At 59.9% G+C, this 14,977-nt stretch carries 17 protein-coding genes; 8 read left to right on the plus strand and 9 right to left on the minus strand.

Annotated features, from left to right (window positions below; all coding sequences use genetic code 11):
* The first annotated feature begins 24 nt into the window (after positions 1-24).
* Positions 25-498 (plus strand): cyclic nucleotide-binding domain-containing protein, encoded by a 474-nt coding sequence (locus tag ACEN8Q_RS16195; protein WP_413423865.1) that lies wholly within the window; start codon positions 25-27, stop codon positions 496-498.
* On the opposite strand, the gene ACEN8Q_RS16200 is transcribed toward ACEN8Q_RS16195, so the two are convergent.
* Positions 495-785 (minus strand): hypothetical protein, encoded by a 291-nt coding sequence (locus ACEN8Q_RS16200; RefSeq protein ID WP_413423867.1) that lies wholly within the window; start codon positions 783-785, stop codon positions 495-497. The two genes, ACEN8Q_RS16195 and ACEN8Q_RS16200, sit on opposite strands and share 4 nt — an antisense overlap.
* A gap of 95 nt (positions 786-880) precedes the next feature.
* On the opposite strand from ACEN8Q_RS16200, the gene ACEN8Q_RS16205 reads away from it, so the two are divergent.
* The 4 genes from ACEN8Q_RS16205 (at position 881) to ACEN8Q_RS16220 (ending at position 3,100) form a co-directional block, all read left to right on the plus strand.
* Positions 881-1,567, plus strand: coding sequence for a spermidine synthase (locus ACEN8Q_RS16205; protein ID WP_413703406.1), 687 nt, complete (start codon positions 881-883; stop codon positions 1,565-1,567).
* Between the two features lie 49 nt (positions 1,568-1,616).
* Positions 1,617-1,988 (plus strand): YajD family HNH nuclease, encoded by a 372-nt coding sequence (locus tag ACEN8Q_RS16210; RefSeq protein WP_007898702.1) that lies wholly within the window; start codon positions 1,617-1,619, stop codon positions 1,986-1,988.
* 198 nt (positions 1,989-2,186) lie between these two features.
* Positions 2,187-2,657 (plus strand): RNA methyltransferase, encoded by a 471-nt coding sequence (locus ACEN8Q_RS16215; protein ID WP_007911337.1) that lies wholly within the window; start codon positions 2,187-2,189, stop codon positions 2,655-2,657.
* A gap of 80 nt (positions 2,658-2,737) precedes the next feature.
* A complete protein-coding gene (locus ACEN8Q_RS16220) occupies positions 2,738-3,100 on the plus strand; it encodes a DUF2892 domain-containing protein (RefSeq protein ID WP_413423871.1) in 363 nt (120 codons plus the stop codon).
* Positions 3,101-3,216: 116 nt separating this feature from the next.
* Here the strand turns inward: ACEN8Q_RS16220 and ACEN8Q_RS16225 are convergent, their stop codons facing one another.
* Entirely contained in the window at positions 3,217-4,446 is a 1,230-nt protein-coding gene (locus ACEN8Q_RS16225) for a hypothetical protein (RefSeq protein WP_413703407.1), read from the minus strand.
* 35 nt (positions 4,447-4,481) lie between these two features.
* A complete protein-coding gene (locus tag ACEN8Q_RS16230) occupies positions 4,482-4,931 on the minus strand; it encodes a YcgN family cysteine cluster protein (RefSeq protein ID WP_008015986.1) in 450 nt (149 codons plus the stop codon).
* Between the two features lie 164 nt (positions 4,932-5,095).
* On the opposite strand from ACEN8Q_RS16230, the gene ACEN8Q_RS16235 reads away from it, so the two are divergent.
* On the plus strand, positions 5,096-5,689 hold the full coding sequence (locus ACEN8Q_RS16235; protein ID WP_007984791.1) for a nitroreductase family protein: 594 nt from the start codon (positions 5,096-5,098) through the stop codon (positions 5,687-5,689).
* Positions 5,690-5,813: 124 nt separating this feature from the next.
* Here the strand turns inward: ACEN8Q_RS16235 and ACEN8Q_RS16240 are convergent, their stop codons facing one another.
* From ACEN8Q_RS16240 to ACEN8Q_RS16265, 6 genes are all read right to left on the minus strand, one after another.
* Positions 5,814-6,746: a D-2-hydroxyacid dehydrogenase gene (locus tag ACEN8Q_RS16240; RefSeq protein WP_413423876.1), complete on the minus strand. Its 933-nt coding sequence runs from the start codon at positions 6,744-6,746 to the stop codon at positions 5,814-5,816.
* A 119-nt stretch (positions 6,747-6,865) separates the two neighbouring features.
* Positions 6,866-7,159, minus strand: a complete 294-nt coding sequence (locus ACEN8Q_RS16245; protein WP_008015991.1) for a YcgL domain-containing protein — start codon at positions 7,157-7,159, stop codon at positions 6,866-6,868.
* Complete coding sequence (gene rnd, locus ACEN8Q_RS16250) at positions 7,156-8,289, minus strand: ribonuclease D (protein WP_413423878.1); 1,134 nt, start codon at positions 8,287-8,289, stop codon at positions 7,156-7,158. Before rnd ends, ACEN8Q_RS16245 begins: the two co-directional genes overlap by 4 nt.
* 123 nt (positions 8,290-8,412) lie before the next feature.
* Entirely contained in the window at positions 8,413-9,063 is a 651-nt protein-coding gene (locus tag ACEN8Q_RS16255; protein ID WP_413423880.1) for a class I SAM-dependent methyltransferase, read from the minus strand.
* Between the two features lie 72 nt (positions 9,064-9,135).
* Complete coding sequence (locus ACEN8Q_RS16260; RefSeq protein ID WP_413423882.1) at positions 9,136-10,785, minus strand: phosphoethanolamine transferase; 1,650 nt, start codon at positions 10,783-10,785, stop codon at positions 9,136-9,138.
* 179 nt (positions 10,786-10,964) lie between these two features.
* The gene (locus ACEN8Q_RS16265; RefSeq protein ID WP_413423884.1) at positions 10,965-12,347 is read right to left on the minus strand and encodes a glutamine synthetase family protein; all 1,383 of its coding nucleotides are present in this window, start codon (positions 12,345-12,347) and stop codon (positions 10,965-10,967) included.
* A 509-nt stretch (positions 12,348-12,856) separates the two neighbouring features.
* Here ACEN8Q_RS16265 and ACEN8Q_RS16270 point away from each other — a divergent pair.
* Together ACEN8Q_RS16270 and ACEN8Q_RS16275 are read left to right on the plus strand one after the other, a co-directional pair.
* Positions 12,857-14,041 (plus strand): cyanate transporter, encoded by a 1,185-nt coding sequence (locus ACEN8Q_RS16270; RefSeq protein ID WP_413423886.1) that lies wholly within the window; start codon positions 12,857-12,859, stop codon positions 14,039-14,041.
* Between the two features lie 13 nt (positions 14,042-14,054).
* The gene (locus ACEN8Q_RS16275; RefSeq protein ID WP_413423888.1) at positions 14,055-14,972 is read left to right on the plus strand and encodes a DMT family transporter; all 918 of its coding nucleotides are present in this window, start codon (positions 14,055-14,057) and stop codon (positions 14,970-14,972) included.
* Positions 14,973-14,977 lie beyond the last annotated feature (5 nt).

The following is a 14,977-nucleotide window of genomic DNA, read 5'->3' on the forward strand; positions in this document are numbered from 1 at the left end:
CACAACAATAAAGACCGTGACGACATGTCTGAACCAACTTTTCTGAACAACGAAATTCGCGACTGGCTGATGGATTGCGGCCTGTTCAATCAACTGCTGCCGGCGGACCTTGCCGCGGCTTCGGGCTACTTCAGTATCAGCAGCATTGCCCAGGGCGAGGAGATCTTCCAGGAGGGCGATGCCGGCAGTTTCATGTGCATCATCCATACCGGTCAGGTGGCTGTGCAGAAAACCACCGCTGACGGGCAGCGAGTCACCATCGCCACGTTGCGCAGCGGCCGCTCGTTCGGCGAAATGGCCGTGCTCGACGGCGAACGGCGCTCGGCCAGTTGCGTGGCCGCAAGCAATTGCCAGTTGCTCAACCTGGGCAAGGACTCGCTGGAAAAAATGCTCAACGACGCACCGAAAATCGCCGCCAAGATCATCCGCGCCCTCGCCGTGTCCCTTTCCAAACGCCTGCGCATGGCCGACGGCCAACTGCTTTCGCAGCAGGTCTAGCCACCCGGCGACTTGATTTTCGGCGGATTGGGCTCCAGGCCCGGTATCGGCTGGTCCTTGGCCGGCGGGCTCGGCATTTCAATCGGCACCAACGGCGGACCGCTACTGCCAGGGCCGACTTTAGGCAAAGGCACCGGGCTGATTTGCGGGTACGGCGTGGGTGTCGCAGTGCCGGGTGAACCGGGTACCGGTGCGGGGCTTACGGGAATCGATTGCAACTGTTGAGCCTGCACTGCAGTTATCGAGAGCGCAGCCAGGGCAATGGCCGTTAGAATAGTGCGCTTCATCAATGGCTCCGTTGGCCTTGTCGTCATGAACAGGCTACTCCCAACTGCGTCTGTTTGCCCTCCCCTGTGCAGCCAATTTTCTTCAAGTGAGCCCCATGAAACGTTTCGTTCTGCTGGACACCACTCCCATTCCTGAAAACGGCGGTGCCCTGTGCCTGTTCGAATACGGCGAGGATTTCGTCATCAAGATCCAGGGTGGCGATGGCGGACAATTGATGAACACGCGCATGCATGGCTCCGAAGATGCCCTGGCCGAGATCCCGTGTCGCAAAGTCGCCGGTCGACCAAACTCACGGGTGCTCATCGGCGGCCTGGGCATGGGGTTCACCCTCGCTTCGGCGCTCAAGCACCTGGGCAAGACCGCTGAAGTGGTGGTCGCCGAACTGGTCCCCGGTGTCGTGGAGTGGAACCGTGGACCGCTGGGCGAGAAGGCTGGCAATCCGCTGCTCGACCCGCGGACGGTGATTCGCATGGAAGACGTGGCCAAAGTCCTGCAAGCCGAACCCCAGGGCTTCGATGCCATCATGCTCGACGTCGACAACGGCCCCGAAGGCCTGACCCAGAGAGCCAACAGCTGGCTGTACTCCGCCGGTGGCCTCAGTGCCTGCGCCAAGGCCCTGAGACCAAAAGGTGTACTGGCGGTCTGGTCGGCCAGCGCTGACCGGCAATTTTCCGACAAACTGAAGAAAGCCGGCTTCAAGGCTGACGAAGTGCAGGTCTTCGCCCATGGCAACAAGGGCACCCGCCACACCATCTGGATTGCCGAGAAGCTCAAGGGCTGAGCTAAACTTCGCTTAATACCGTCATTAGTCTTTCTGCAAAGGTGAACCCATGAGTTCGTCCACCCCGACCAACACGTCCAAGCTGGATCGCATCCTCGCCGACAACCAGCGCGACAAGGAAATGGGCTACCGCGACAAGGCCCTGAAGATGTACCCGCACGTCTGTGGCCGCTGCGCCCGTGAGTTCTCCGGCAAGCGCCTGAGCGAACTGACGGTGCACCATCGCGACCACAACCACGACAACAACCCGCAGGACGGCTCGAACTGGGAGTTGTTGTGCCTGTACTGCCACGATAACGAACACTCGCGGTATACCGACCAGCAGTATTTCGACGAAGGCTCCCTCAGCACGCCGAAAATCGCCAAGGCCACGCATAATCCATTTGCGGCGCTCGCCGGGTTGATGAAAAAGGAAGACTGAAACTCTTCAGCGCCTGAACTGGCCTCTTCGCGGGCAAGCCCGCTCCCACATTGATCCGCGTCCGTATGGGCTCCTCGGTCAACTGTGGGAGCGGGCTTGCTCGCGAAAACAATCGCCTCGACACCGCCAATCTCAAACCGAACACCCCCGCCCCAATCCCCGTATAATCGCGCTTTTTTCCCGAAAGGCACCCCGCTCGTGGCAGACAAACGGTACAGCTGCATTGGTTTGTATAACCCCAAATCACCGGAAAACGTAGGTTCGGTGATGCGAGCCGCTGGCTGTTATGGCGTGGCATCGGTGTTCTACACCGGCAAGCGCTATGAGCGCGCCGCCGACTTCGTCACCGATACCAAGCGCGTGCACTACGACATCCCGCTGATCGGCATCGACGACCTGAAGAAAATCCTGCCCCTCAATTGTGTGCCCGTCGCCGTGGAACTGGTCGAAGGCGCTCGCCCGTTGCCGGAATACACCCACCCGGATCGCGCGCTATACATCTTCGGCCCGGAAGACGGATCGCTGGACAAAGAGATTCGCGACTGGTGTGAAGACGTGGTCTACATTCCGACCACCGGTTGCATGAACCTGGCCGCCACGGTCAACGTCGTGCTCTACGACCGCATGGCCAAGGGGCTCAATACCCGCTCCGGGCCAAAATTCCGCTGAATCGCCGCACATCCGATTGAACGAGCTGCCTGCCCGGGCAGTCAGCTTGTCTATCGATCACTGAAGCCTGGAGACAGACCATGAGCGAACTCAAACCCGTCGAGCGTATCGAATCCACCCCGTTCCAGGGCCCCTCCGGGCAAAACGTGCAGGGCTGGGAACGCATCGGCTCCCTGGCCGGCGGCGTGGTGATGGTGGGCAAGGGCCTGCGTCGTGGCGGGATCTTTGGCCTGATCCAGGTGGCCATCGGCGGCGTCGCCCTGGCGCGCGGCGTTACCGGCCACAGTTCGGCGAAAAGCCTGCTGGAGAAAGGCCGCCAGGACATGAACAACGTGCGGGCGAAAATCCAGCGGGCGGGTGAAGAACTGAGCCAGTTGAAGGCCAATGCCGAGGCGGCGACCAAAACCGCCAACGTTACCGGCAAGCCGAAAGCCGGGGTTTGAATCCGGATTTGCGCTGAGGCAACCGGCCTCTTCGTCGGAACGCCGCCCGGAGCAAGCCCGCTCCCACAGGTTCAGCGCAATCCATGTGGGAGCGGGCTTGCTCGCGAATGGCGGTGTTACTGAATCAACTCGGTACTGAGCACTTTTGAAGAACCACCGATCACGCTCTCGCTGAGCTGAACAAACACCTTGGTATCGATATCCCCCTGCCGCATCGCCCCGCGCAACACATCGTCCAGCGAACGCTTGTTATGGGTTTTCAGGCGAATTTCGCGATCCAGCTCCTGCAGCAACACCACTGCCCTGGCCAGCTGCGCCGGGTTGATCCGCTCGCCGCGCAGCGTGGTGACTTTCTGGCTGATCATGACCAGCTTGCCGTGCAGACTCTCGTAGCGTTCATCGCTCATGCCGCCGGCCCGGCGTACCAGTTCTATAGCGTAATACTCGGCAAAGCCTTCACTGATCCAGTCGCTGCGCTGCGTGCCGTTGATCCGCCCGAACATCTGGGCCAACTCACGGACCAGGGCACTGCTGCCACTTTCGCTGACCAGCGGCAGGTGACTGTTGAGATAGATCGACTCGTGCGCCGACTGACTGCCGCGCCACATTGGATCATTGGCCCCGACGATCAGCAGTTTGCCAGGGTGACGCGGATACAGCGCCTGCACTTGCGGCCAGACGAAGGTCAGCAGCGTCAGTACATCCATACGGCGCATCCCCTGCCCCTGTGGCGAGGCGACGGTGACTTCCGTCTCGCCCAGACGCGTGCGGCGGCTGCCAAGCTGGCCGGCGAGCATCCAGCCCGTGGGCCGATCGAACAGTCGGGAGGGGTTATCGATACGGAATTTGTTCTGACCAATGCGCGGCCACGCGGTTTCAACGCTTTTCCAGCCACCGGGCAGCTCGAACTCAAGGCGTGAAACCAGTTCGATGCCATCCTGTTGATCGAGTTTGGCCGCCGGCACCAGATCTTCGCCGCGCATCAACGCCCAGTCTGGCGTCATGCGCGTGTCGAAGCTGCCGCTCTTGCGCCCGTGGCTGATATTCACGCGGTAGGTCAGGCTGGCCTTGTCAGCAGTCGGACGCCAGACTCCTCGCGCCGCTTTGCCGGGGGTCAGTTGCCATTGGCCGTCAGCCTTGAAATCGCTGTAGCGGCTGCCATCGCCGAGGTCAAAATCCAGGCTGCGCACCGCCGAACCCTGGGCGAGCGTCAGGCGCACTTCGGCCTGATCGCTCTGCGGCAACAGGTGCACGTGATAATCCAGATTGACCTTGTTCGCTGCCCATACGGGCGAACTCACGGTCAGTAATCCAATGAACCACGCCTGCCGCCATCCCACAGCCATACACACTCCTTCGTGAAACGTTAACCGTCAGGCTGTCAGCCGGCGCGGAAAATCAGGTGATCTTCCCAATCGTCTTCCGGCACGCTGCCTTCGGCGAGCATGCGCCCGGACTGGGAAATCCGCTCGTGATGTACGGCATCGCGATCACCGCACACCAGGTGATGCCACAACGGCAGGTCCTTGCCTTCACTGACCAGGCGATAGCCGCAGGTCGGCGGGAGCCATTTGAATTCGTCGGCCTTTCCCGGCGTGAGCTGGATACAGTCCGGCACAGAGTCACGACGGTTAGGATAGTCCGTGCACTGGCAGGTTTTCAGGTCCAGCAATTTGCAGGCGATGCGCGTGTAATAAACGCTGTTGTCGTCTTCGTCTTCAAGCTTTTGCAGGCAGCACAATCCACAGCCGTCGCACAGCGACTCCCATTCCTCCTGATCGAGTTGATCGAGGGTTTTGCGTATCCAGAACGGTTCTACTTTGGCGGCCATGGTTCGAGCATCGACATCAGGTGGTGAAAAGGCCGCCAGTCTAGTGCCCGAAGCCCCTTGGGCCAAGCATTGGCGACTGTCGGTAGAACGGGCTTGTCAGTTTTCGCGCTGCCAAGTAGGGTTTTGCGTCGCTCCCACTTTCAAACGTAGCAAGGAATCTCTTGATGAGTGCCAACCCACGCGTTGCCGATTACGCCATTCACCCTCAGTTCACCGATCGCTGGTCGCCCCGTGCCTTCACTGGCGAAACGATTCCGGAGGAAACCCTGCTGAGCTTCTTCGAAGCCGCCCGCTGGGCACCCTCGGCCTACAACTCGCAGCCGTGGCGCTTCCTCTACGCACGTCGCGACACGCCGAACTGGGAGCGTTACCTGGGCCTGCTGAACGAGTTCAACCGCAGCTGGGCGCAACACGCTTCGGCCCTGGTGATCGTGATTTCGAAAACCACCTTCGCCGTGCCTGGCGCCACCGAAGAAACCCCGGCCCTGTGGCACACCTTCGACACCGGTTCCGCCTGGGGCCACCTGGCCTTGCAAGCGAGCCTGAGCGGCTGGCACACCCACGGGATGGCCGGTTTCGACCAGGAACTGACCCGCAAGGAGCTGAACATTCCTGAAGGCTACGCCCTGCACGCCGCCGTCGCGGTGGGCAAGCTGGGGGACAAGGCAAGCCTGGCGGACTACCTGCAAGCCCGTGAAGAACCCAGCCCGCGTCGTCCATTGAGCGAGTTGGCGGCTGAAGGCGACTTCACCCTCTAAGCCACACTGCAAAACCAATGTGGGAGCGGGCTTGCTCGCGAAAAGGCCGTGTCAGACAAAGATATGTTGAATGACACAACGCTTTCGCGAGCAAGCCCGCTCCCACATTTTTGATTGCGGCGAATCAATACCCGCGATCGAAATCCACTTCCCCGCGCAACGCCTCTCCCGCCTGATACGCCCGCAGGTTTTCGACAAACAGCTTCACCATCATCGACGGCGAAGTCGGTGCCGAACTGTGGCCGGTCAGCAGCAGGCCCCAGGCCGTCCAGAATGGATGACGCTGGGGCAATGGTTCCTGACGGCATACATCGATCACCGCACCCGCCAGATGCCCTTCCTTCAAGGCATCCACCAGTTCCGCATCGACCACCGCCACACCGCGCCCGGCATTGATGAACAACCCGGTCGGCTTGAATTGCCTGAACAGCGCCGCATCGTAGATATCGTGGGTGTCCGGCGTGTTCGGCAGCAGATTGACCACGTAATCGACCTCACCGACCAGCCGCGGCAGGTCCGCCAGTGAACCGACTTCGATAAACGGTGCCTGCTGACGCGCGCTGCTGGCAACGCCATACAACTCGACGCCAAACGGCACGAGGAACTGCGCGACACTTTGACCGATGTCACCCGTGCCGACGATCAACACCTTGCGCCCCGCCAGGCTCTGGCCATGGCGGCTGTCCCATTTGCGCTCGACCTGGCTGACCAGTCGCGCCAGCACTTCACGCTCGTGACCGAGCATATACGTGAGCACGTACTCGGCCATGACCTGGCCGAAGATGCCGACTGCACGGGTCAGCCGATAGTGCCGCGGCAAACCATCGGCCAGCAGCGGCGTAATGCCGGCCCAGGTCGATTGCAGCCATTGCGGCTGATGGCCCTGGCGTAACAGGGTCGCCAGTAAATCAGGCTGGCCGAGCCACACCGGACAATCGGCGGCCTGGCTGGCCAGTTCGGCGGAGTCACCGCTGGTCAGCACCTCCAGATCCGGTGCCGCCTCGCGCAACAGTCGGGCGTACACAGGGTGGTCGTGTTCAGCAATCAGGACGCGCATGCTTCAAACCTTTCAAAAACGGTGCAGACGGCCGCCGACAGAGCTGTGCTCCATCGATGCTGCCATCGCTAAAATCAATCAGTGTTTCATAACCACTCTGAACAGAGCCTGTCTGCCGCTCACACCGGATCGTTGCGACGCAACAACTCTTCCGGCAAGTGCTCGATGTACTCGTCTTCGGCAGGCGGCATTTGCAGGTGATAACCCTGTTTTTCGAGGTTTTCCAGTACGACCGCGATGTCCTCACGCGACAGCTTGCGCTCGGGGGTCAGCACCATGTCGAACGCGTGGATGGCCTTGCCGAAGGCTGCCATCAGGGCATCCGGCACGCGCTCCAGAGCATCGCTCTTGAGCACATACAGGTACATTTCGTTTTTCTTCGAGCTGCGGTAGATGGAGCAAATACGTTTCAAGGCTGTTCTCCGGCGGTGGCCAGGCTGTCGAGCAGCGCCTGGCCCATCAATTCGCGGCGCCAGCCACGCAGCGAATCAGGCAATTGGTAGGGACCATTGGGGAAGCCGCTCTTGAGCAGCGCTTCCAGGGTTTTCTTGCGCAGCATCAGTTCCGGCGCAATGCTCAGGCGCTCGGCTTCGGCCTGGCCGATGGCTTTGAGCTGCTTGAGTAGCACGGCAGCGTCAACCGGTAATGGCTCTGGCACGGCTGGCGGCCATTGATCAGGCGACACACTGCCAGAGCGCTTGATCAGATCAAGCAGAAACTGGCCGTCCTGACGCACGGTACGCGGGTGCATGTCTTCGATTTTCGCCAGGGCACCGAGGTTGTCCGGTTGCGTGCGAGCCAATGGCCACAGCGAATGCTCGCGGATAATCCGGTTGCGAGGCAGGTCACGGGCGCGAGCTTCCTTTTCGCGCCAGGCGCAGAGCTCACGCAAAACGGCGAGCTGGGCGCGGGACAGCTTCCAGGCCAGCTTGGCATCGCGATAGACCTCGTTAGGGTCGATCTCGCGGCGCAGGTTGGCCACCAGTTCGGCACCGTCTTCCAGGACCCAGACGTATTTGTCGTCAGACAGCTTTGGACGCAGCTTTACGAAGACTTCAGCCAAATGCACGGCGTCTTCGGCCGCATAGCTGATCTGGGTTTCGGAAAGCGGGCGTTGCAGCCAGTCGGAGCGGGTTTCACCCTTGGGCAGGTCGATGCCGAGCACTTCCTGCACCAGTCGCGAATAGCCCATGGAAAAACCGAGGTTCAGGTAAGCGGCAGCCAGCTGCGTATCGAACAGTGGCGCCGGCAGGCTGCCGGTCAGGCGTAGCAGGACTTCGAGGTCTTCGCTGCACGCGTGGACAACTTTGACCACGGCCGGGTTTTCCAGCAACGCGGCCAAGGGTTGCCAGTTGTCGATGGTCAGCGGATCAATCAGGTAGGCGCGTTCGCCATCACCGACCTGCAGCAGGCCGGCGATCGGGTAGAAGGTGTCGACCCGCATGAATTCGGTGTCGAGGGCAACGAATGGCAACTGCTGCCACTCGGCACACAACCGTCCGAGGCTATCGTTGTCGCGAATCCAGTGAATATCGATGGCCACACGGCTCTCCCTTGAAGAATGGCGCGCAGTATATATCGCCCCCGGCGATTTCCGCGCATCCACTGAACAAGAGCATTAGCGAAAATTACTGCGTGACATGAAGAATAGTCCGACAACGTCGGGCTAGCTGGTCTTACCCAGCACGTAGATCCGCATCCGCGCACAGCCGGGCAAAAAGTCCTGATGGCTGAGCAAACGGAAACCCGCCTGCCTGAACTCGCTTTCCACCTCGGCCTTGCTCGGGAACGGCCCCTCCACGCCTGAACGCGCGCCCTTGAAACGACTGTCGAGGCGCACCGCGACAATCACCGTATCGCGACTGACCCGGTAAAATTCGCCAAGCATCGCCAGTCGATGTTCCGGATTGGCAAGGTACTGAAACAGTTGCATGCAAAAAATGCTGTCAACCGCGTTCTCCGACAAGCCAATCGAGAACGCGGAACTTTGAAAGGTCTTGATCCGCTTCAACAGACTCTGCGGGTGATGTGTGCGGGCATGATCGAGGATGTCCTGGGACGGATCCGTCGCGAGAATCACCCGATTGGCATGTTCGGCCAGCACCGCCCAGAAACGCCCCACACCGCAGGCCACGTCGAGGATCAACCCCGGCTCGCCGGCGACCTTGAGTGCATTGCGCACCAAACGCTCCTCACGCCAGAGCGCCAGACGCCCGGCCAGGCCCGGCGCTTGCGGCTGAAGGCAGACGCGCGCGTGCTCCTGATCGTAGCGTCGGGCAATCTCAAGCTCGATGGCGGATGGGGGTTGAGCGGACATGTGCAATGGCTCTTGATAAAAGTTCTACAGGCCGCAGGTCCGCGGCCGCCGCGTGAAACAAAACCGGAGCACTCAATCTTTGGCCAACACACCGTCGGCCACTGGACCACGACATCCGGCAAACATGTCCAGATCCTGGTTGTAGACCTTGCTGTTGACCTCCAGCAGCCCGAGCATCGAATGGAACAGGTTGTCCTGGCTCAAGGGCTTTTCACGACTCTGTTGCAGGCAGTGGGTATCTACCGCAAACGACTTCTTAAAGCTGTCGGAGAACCACGCAAACATGGCTACATGCTTTTGCTGCTCCGGTGCCAGCATGTAAGGCGTGCCGTGGAGGAACAAGTTGTATTCGCCCAGAGACTCGCCGTGGTCCGACAGATACAGCATCGCGGTATCCACTTTGTCCTGGTTACTGCGCAACAGATCGATCAGGGTAGACAGCACATGGTCGGTATATACCAGGGTGTTGTCGTAGCCATTGACGATACTTTCGCGACTGCAATTGTTCAGGGCATTGCTCTCGCAAACCGGGGTGAAGCGCTCGAACTCTTTCGGATAACGCTTGAAGTACTCCGGACCGTGGCTGCCCATCTGGTGCAGTACCAATACCGTGTCCTTGTCGAGGGTATCGATGAAATGTTGCAGTCCTTGCAGCAGGATTTCGTCGCGGCATTCACTGTTGGCACACAGCGCCGGATCTTTCAGATTGCTGACGTCTTCAACGGTGACGCGATCGCACGTACCCTTGCAGCCTGACTGGTTGTCACGCCAGATCACGTCGATACCCGCATGCTTGAGCACGTCCAGCAGGCCTTCTTCGTTCTTTGCCTTGCTGGCGTTGTAGTCCTTGCGTCCCATGTTGGAGAACATGCAAGGCACCGATACAGCAGTTTCAGTACCGCAGGAGTGCACATCGGTGAAGGCGATCAGGCCGTCTTCCTTACTCAGTTTCGGCGTGGTGTCACGGCTATAGCCAAGGATACCGAAGTTCTCTGCCCGGGCACTTTCACCCACGACAAGAACAGTCAGGGATTTGCGCCCGTGGGTTTGCCAGGCCAGATTGCGCTGGGCATCTTCCCCAATTTTGACAAAGGGCTGTCGTGCAGTGGCTACTTTTTCACGCAAGAAACCGGCCGAGGCACCAATGTAGTTGCTTGGCACCACCATCAGGCGCAATTCGTGGTGATTGCGAAACAGCGAGGACAGGCCCTGGTAGTTAACCAGTGCAACACCACCAATGACCGCTGCCGAGGCAAAAGCCACCAGGACTTTACTCAGTAGCTCACGGTGCCAACGACGGTAATCAATCGGTGTCTTCCACAACAGCCAAGTCGGTAAAACACCAAGTAGCACGATATAAACAAACAACTTGAGCGACAGTAAGTCGCGCACTTCCGTAGCATTGGTTTCCGCAAAGTTACGCAACATGCCGGTGTCGATCAGGACACCATACTGGCTCATGAAATACGCCACGCCCGCGCTGATCATGAACAGCAGGGTCAGGACCGGCTTGAGCACCGGCCGGAAGGCCAGCAGGGTCAGCACAATGTTGAAGGCCGCGAAGATCATCACCCCGAAGGCCACGCGCATGACGATGCCTTTACCATCGGATGCGGTGATTTCGAACAGGTGTTGCCAGAGTACAAAATTGAAGCCAACTAACAAAAATGCGCTGGCAATCAGTGTCACCCATTCGGGGCGCACGGCTTTAATCTTGAGCATGAGGTTCGGCGGGTCCTGAAAAGAAGTGCCTTCGGTAAATGTGAAAATTTCATTTACCGAGGCAGCTCTAATTTTAGGTAGCCAACCATCAATTTTTTGTGAAAAAGAAGCCAACAATTAGTTGGCTTATAAAACCAGCCTGAAACTTTCAGACTGTTTGAGAATGGTTCAGCTTCGACTCAAGCCTGGTGCAAGTACCAGCGCCAGTCCTGCTCACCGACCTCTCCCATGAATTGGCGATATTCGGCGCGTTTCACCGCCAGGTAGACTCCGAGGAACTCCCCGCCGAACGCTTCCCGGGCCCAACCGGAACCTTCCAGCGAGCGCAATGTGGTCAGCCAGTCTGTCGGCAACAGTTTCGCAGCCTGGGCGTAGCCATTGCCTTCCACCGGCGCACCAGGGTCGAGTTGTTCGCGGATACCGCGATGAATACCGGCCAGTATCGCCGCAGCCGCCAGATAGGGATTGGCATCTGCGCCACAAATACGATGCTCGATGTGCCGGGAATACGCCGGCCCGCCGGGTACGCGCAGGCTCACGGTGCGATTGTCCACGCCCCAGGTGGCCGCCAGAGGCGCATAGCTGTTGGCCTGGAATCGACGATAGGAATTGGCGTTGGGGCAGAACAGCAACAGCGAATCGAGCAAGGTACCGAGCATGCCGGCGACAGCCTGCTTGAGCAGTGGCGTTCCATCCGGGGCTTCGCTGGCAAAGAGGTTGTTGCCGTCCTTGTCCGCCAGGCTCACGTGCATGTGCATCCCGGTACCGGCCAGGTCATCGAAAGGCTTGGCCATGAAGCAGGCTGTCATGCCGTGCTTGTGCGCCACACCCTTGACCAGACGCTTGTAGCGCACGGCTTCGTCCATCGCCAGCAACGCATCGGTGCGGTGCTCCAGGGTGATTTCCACTTGCCCCGGTGCGTATTCGGAAATGGCCGTGCGTGCAGGAATCCCCTGGAGCTTGCAGGCGCTATAAAGATCGGCCAGGAACGGTTCGATCTGTTCAAGCTCGCGCAAACCATAGACCTGAGTGCCGCGCGGACGTCCGCCATCGACATCCCGTGCCGGTTGAGGCCGGCCATTGCCGTCGCGTTGCTGATCCAGCAGGTAGAACTCCAGTTCCGCCGCCATGACCGGGTAATAGCCGTCAGCCTGCAAACCTTCGATGACTTTCGCCAACAAATGACGGGGATCGGCAATGGTGGCGGGCATTCCTTGCGTCGGGTGCATGCTCACCTGCACGGCCGCAGTCGGTATCAGACGCCACGGCATACGCGTGAGGCTGCCGCTGATCGGGTAGGCCCGGCAGTCGATATCACCGACGTCCCAGACCAGCCCTGAGTTTTCCACGTCATCACCGTTGATGGTCAGCCCGAGGATGGTACTCGGCAAAGGCCGCCCGCTTTCATACACCGCCAGCAACTCGTCACGGTGCAGCAACTTGCCCCGCGGCACCCCGTTGTTGTCGAGGATGAACAGCTCGAACATTTCGATATCCGGGTTCTGTTCCAGAAAGGTCAGGGCTTCAAGCCTGGTGGCAAACGAGGGGGTGGCACTGCTCATGGGAGTTCTCTTTTTCCGTGTCAGACGGGTACGCAAAAGCACCCGATCGTCAATCCCGGCATCAACCGGAACAGGTAGGGACAATCAGCGGAAAAAGCAGGAATCCGGCGGGCGCGCATGGCGGCAATGCCACAGCGCCCAGAAGGCCAGTTCAGAAGGAAGTGCAGAGAGGTTGGGGGCGATGGCGGGCGTGAATCGACGACCAAGGCTCGACGCTCGAGCGTCGGTGGATGCCTTGAAGTGGATTGCGACTGGCCAACCGTCCATAGGGAGAACCGCAGAAAACAGATGACCCGCAGCCTCACACGATGGATCAAGTCGTTAAATCAGGATTTGAAGAACCTTGGATGTAGTCTGGCTAAACATTTGGCTGTTCAGTGATGCCCCCCGTGTGGGGGGCTGCATTGCAGTGACTTGTATTTAATTTCTAAATACCACACCAGACTTTCTGATTTGCGGCCTCCAGGACTCGCGCGCCTAATCGGACCCCTACTGTTCAAGGTCCGATCATGGAAAACACTCGCGCCACCGCCCGCCCTGCCCTGTGGCTGATGTTCAGCATTGTCCTGGTTGCCCTGAACCTGCGCCCCTCCATGGCCGCTGTCGGGCCTCTGCTCTCGGCAATTCGCGTCGAAATCCCCCTGAGCTTCAGCCTGGCTTCACTGCTGACCCTGTTGCCGGTCATGGCCATGGGACTGGCGATGTTTGTCGGCCTGCGCATCAGCCAGCGACTTGGAGATCAGCGCACGGTGATGTTCTCGCTGCTGATCATCGGCCTCGCCACGGTTTCCCGGCTGTTCCTTGATTCAGCAGCGCAGTTGCTCCTCAGCGCAGTGCTGGCAGGTATCGGGATTGCCCTGATCCAGGCCCTGATGCCAACGCTGATCAAATCCCGCTTCAGCGACCACGTTGCCTTGTGCATGGGGCTCTACGTCACGTCGATCATGGGCGGTGCCGCCATGGGTGCTTCCTTTGCGCCGCTGGTGATGGAGCAAACCGGCAGCTGGCGTATGGGCCTGGCGATCTGGGCGGTACTCGCCGTGCTGGCATTGCTGTGCTGGAGCAGCCAACGGGCAGAGATGCCGACACTGGATTCAAAGGCTTCAAATAGAGGTTCGTTCTTCGCCAATTCCCGTGCCTGGCTACTGGCGATTTTCTTTGGCCTGGGCACTGCGTCCTACACCTGCGTTCTGGCCTGGCTGGCGCCGTACTACGTGGAAAAGGGCTGGAGCGAACAGCACGCCGGATTGCTGCTGGGATTTCTGACTGCCATGGAAGTGCTGTCGGGGCTGCTGACTCCGCTCATCGCCAATCGCAGCCGCGACCGCCGCATCGTACTGATGGTATTGCTTGCACTGATCATCGCCGGTTTCTGCGGACTGATCCTGACCCCGCAGCATTTGAGCCTGATGTGGCCATGCCTGCTGGGGCTGGGCATTGGCGGCCTGTTTCCGATGAGCCTGATCGTATCGCTGGATCACCTGGACAATCCCTTGCGCGCCGGTGGCCTGACCGCGTTCGTTCAAGGCATCGGCTACCTGATCGCCGGCCTGTCGCCGCTGCTGGCCGGGATAATTCGCGACCGGCTCGGCAGCTTTGAATGGGCCTGGTGGTCGCTGACGGCGGTCATGGCGCTGATGATGTTGATGGTTTTGCGCTTCAACCCAAGGCACTACAGCCGCCACATCCATTGACCCGGAGCCCGCCATGAAAACCACCGGAATCGCCGCCGCTCACGCCAGTATGCTGCTTTGGGCCTTGCTGATCGCTGCATCGTTTTCCGCAGCGGCACAAGTCAGCCAGGCCATCGACCCGATCCTGCTGACCGGTTTGCGCCTGTTGTTTTGCGCCGTGGTGTTTCTGCCGCTGTTGCTGCTCAAAGGCGATGCCGTCATGACCGCCCGCGCATTGCTCGGTCACGCCGTGCTCGGCCTGCTGCTGGCGCTGTACTTCGGCTCACTGTTCGAAGCATTGCGCTACACCTCGGCCGTCAACACCGGGACGATGTTCACCCTGGTGCCGCTGATGACCCTGGTTTTCGAAGCCGTGCTGACACCTGACGACAGCCTGAAGAAACGGATTGTACCGATGCTGCTCGCCGCTGCCGGCGCAGTGTTGCTGATCATGAAAGGCGGCGGCCCCGGCGAATTGCCATCACCCTATGCATTGACCGTGTACGGCATCGGCTGCCTGGCCATGGCACTCTACGCCCCCCTCAGCCAACGCCTGAAAGCCAATAGCCTCAAGGGCCGCGGGCCGGTGTCCATGACATTCTGGAACATGCTGTTCGGTGCGCTGTTTCTGCTGGCGTTCTGTGGCTTCAGCGGCGGTTGGCGCTCGGCATCATTACTGACGCTCAACGATTTTTATTGGCTGATGTACCTGGCGGTGTTTGCCACCCTGGCGACGTTTTGGCTGCTGCATCGGGCCATCGGTGTGATCGCACCGTCCTCGGTGATTTCCTACATCTACCTGAGCACGCTGTTCATCACCATGTTCCACTGGCTTTGGGGGCGCCAGATGCCGCTGCCGCTGGAGCTGGCCGGCGCGGTACTGGTGGGTGTCGGCATGTTCGCGCTGTTGATGTCCAGCCGCCGCGCCGTGTCGGCGATGGTCCGGGGCTGAAAGGG

Origin of the sequence: Pseudomonas sp. Pseusp16 (assembly GCF_047324915.1) — a bacterium.
Classification (GTDB): Bacteria; Pseudomonadota; Gammaproteobacteria; order Pseudomonadales; family Pseudomonadaceae; genus Aquipseudomonas; species Aquipseudomonas fluorescens_CD.

Bases quoted from the DNA above. Each gene is read 5' to 3' on its own strand.
- ACEN8Q_RS16255 (WP_413423880.1), bottom strand. From the start codon at position 9,063: ATGTCCGCTCAACCCCCATCCGCCATCGAGCTTGAGATTGCCCGACGC.
- ACEN8Q_RS16200 (WP_413423867.1), bottom strand. From the start codon at position 785: ATGAAGCGCACTATTCTAACGGCCATTGCCCTGGCTGCGCTCTCGATA.
- ACEN8Q_RS16220 (WP_413423871.1), top strand. From the start codon at position 2,738: ATGAGCGAACTCAAACCCGTCGAGCGTATCGAATCCACCCCGTTCCAG.
- ACEN8Q_RS16240 (WP_413423876.1), bottom strand. From the start codon at position 6,746: ATGCGCGTCCTGATTGCTGAACACGACCACCCTGTGTACGCCCGACTG.
- ACEN8Q_RS16265 (WP_413423884.1), bottom strand. From the start codon at position 12,347: ATGAGCAGTGCCACCCCCTCGTTTGCCACCAGGCTTGAAGCCCTGACC.
- ACEN8Q_RS16205 (WP_413703406.1), top strand. From the start codon at position 881: ATGAAACGTTTCGTTCTGCTGGACACCACTCCCATTCCTGAAAACGGC.
- ACEN8Q_RS16275 (WP_413423888.1), top strand. From the start codon at position 14,055: ATGAAAACCACCGGAATCGCCGCCGCTCACGCCAGTATGCTGCTTTGG.
- ACEN8Q_RS16270 (WP_413423886.1), top strand. From the start codon at position 12,857: ATGGAAAACACTCGCGCCACCGCCCGCCCTGCCCTGTGGCTGATGTTC.
- ACEN8Q_RS16230 (WP_008015986.1), bottom strand. From the start codon at position 4,931: ATGGCCGCCAAAGTAGAACCGTTCTGGATACGCAAAACCCTCGATCAA.
- ACEN8Q_RS16210 (WP_007898702.1), top strand. From the start codon at position 1,617: ATGAGTTCGTCCACCCCGACCAACACGTCCAAGCTGGATCGCATCCTC.
- ACEN8Q_RS16235 (WP_007984791.1), top strand. From the start codon at position 5,096: ATGAGTGCCAACCCACGCGTTGCCGATTACGCCATTCACCCTCAGTTC.
- ACEN8Q_RS16260 (WP_413423882.1), bottom strand. From the start codon at position 10,785: ATGCTCAAGATTAAAGCCGTGCGCCCCGAATGGGTGACACTGATTGCC.
- ACEN8Q_RS16195 (WP_413423865.1), top strand. From the start codon at position 25: ATGTCTGAACCAACTTTTCTGAACAACGAAATTCGCGACTGGCTGATG.
- ACEN8Q_RS16225 (WP_413703407.1), bottom strand. From the start codon at position 4,446: ATGGCTGTGGGATGGCGGCAGGCGTGGTTCATTGGATTACTGACCGTG.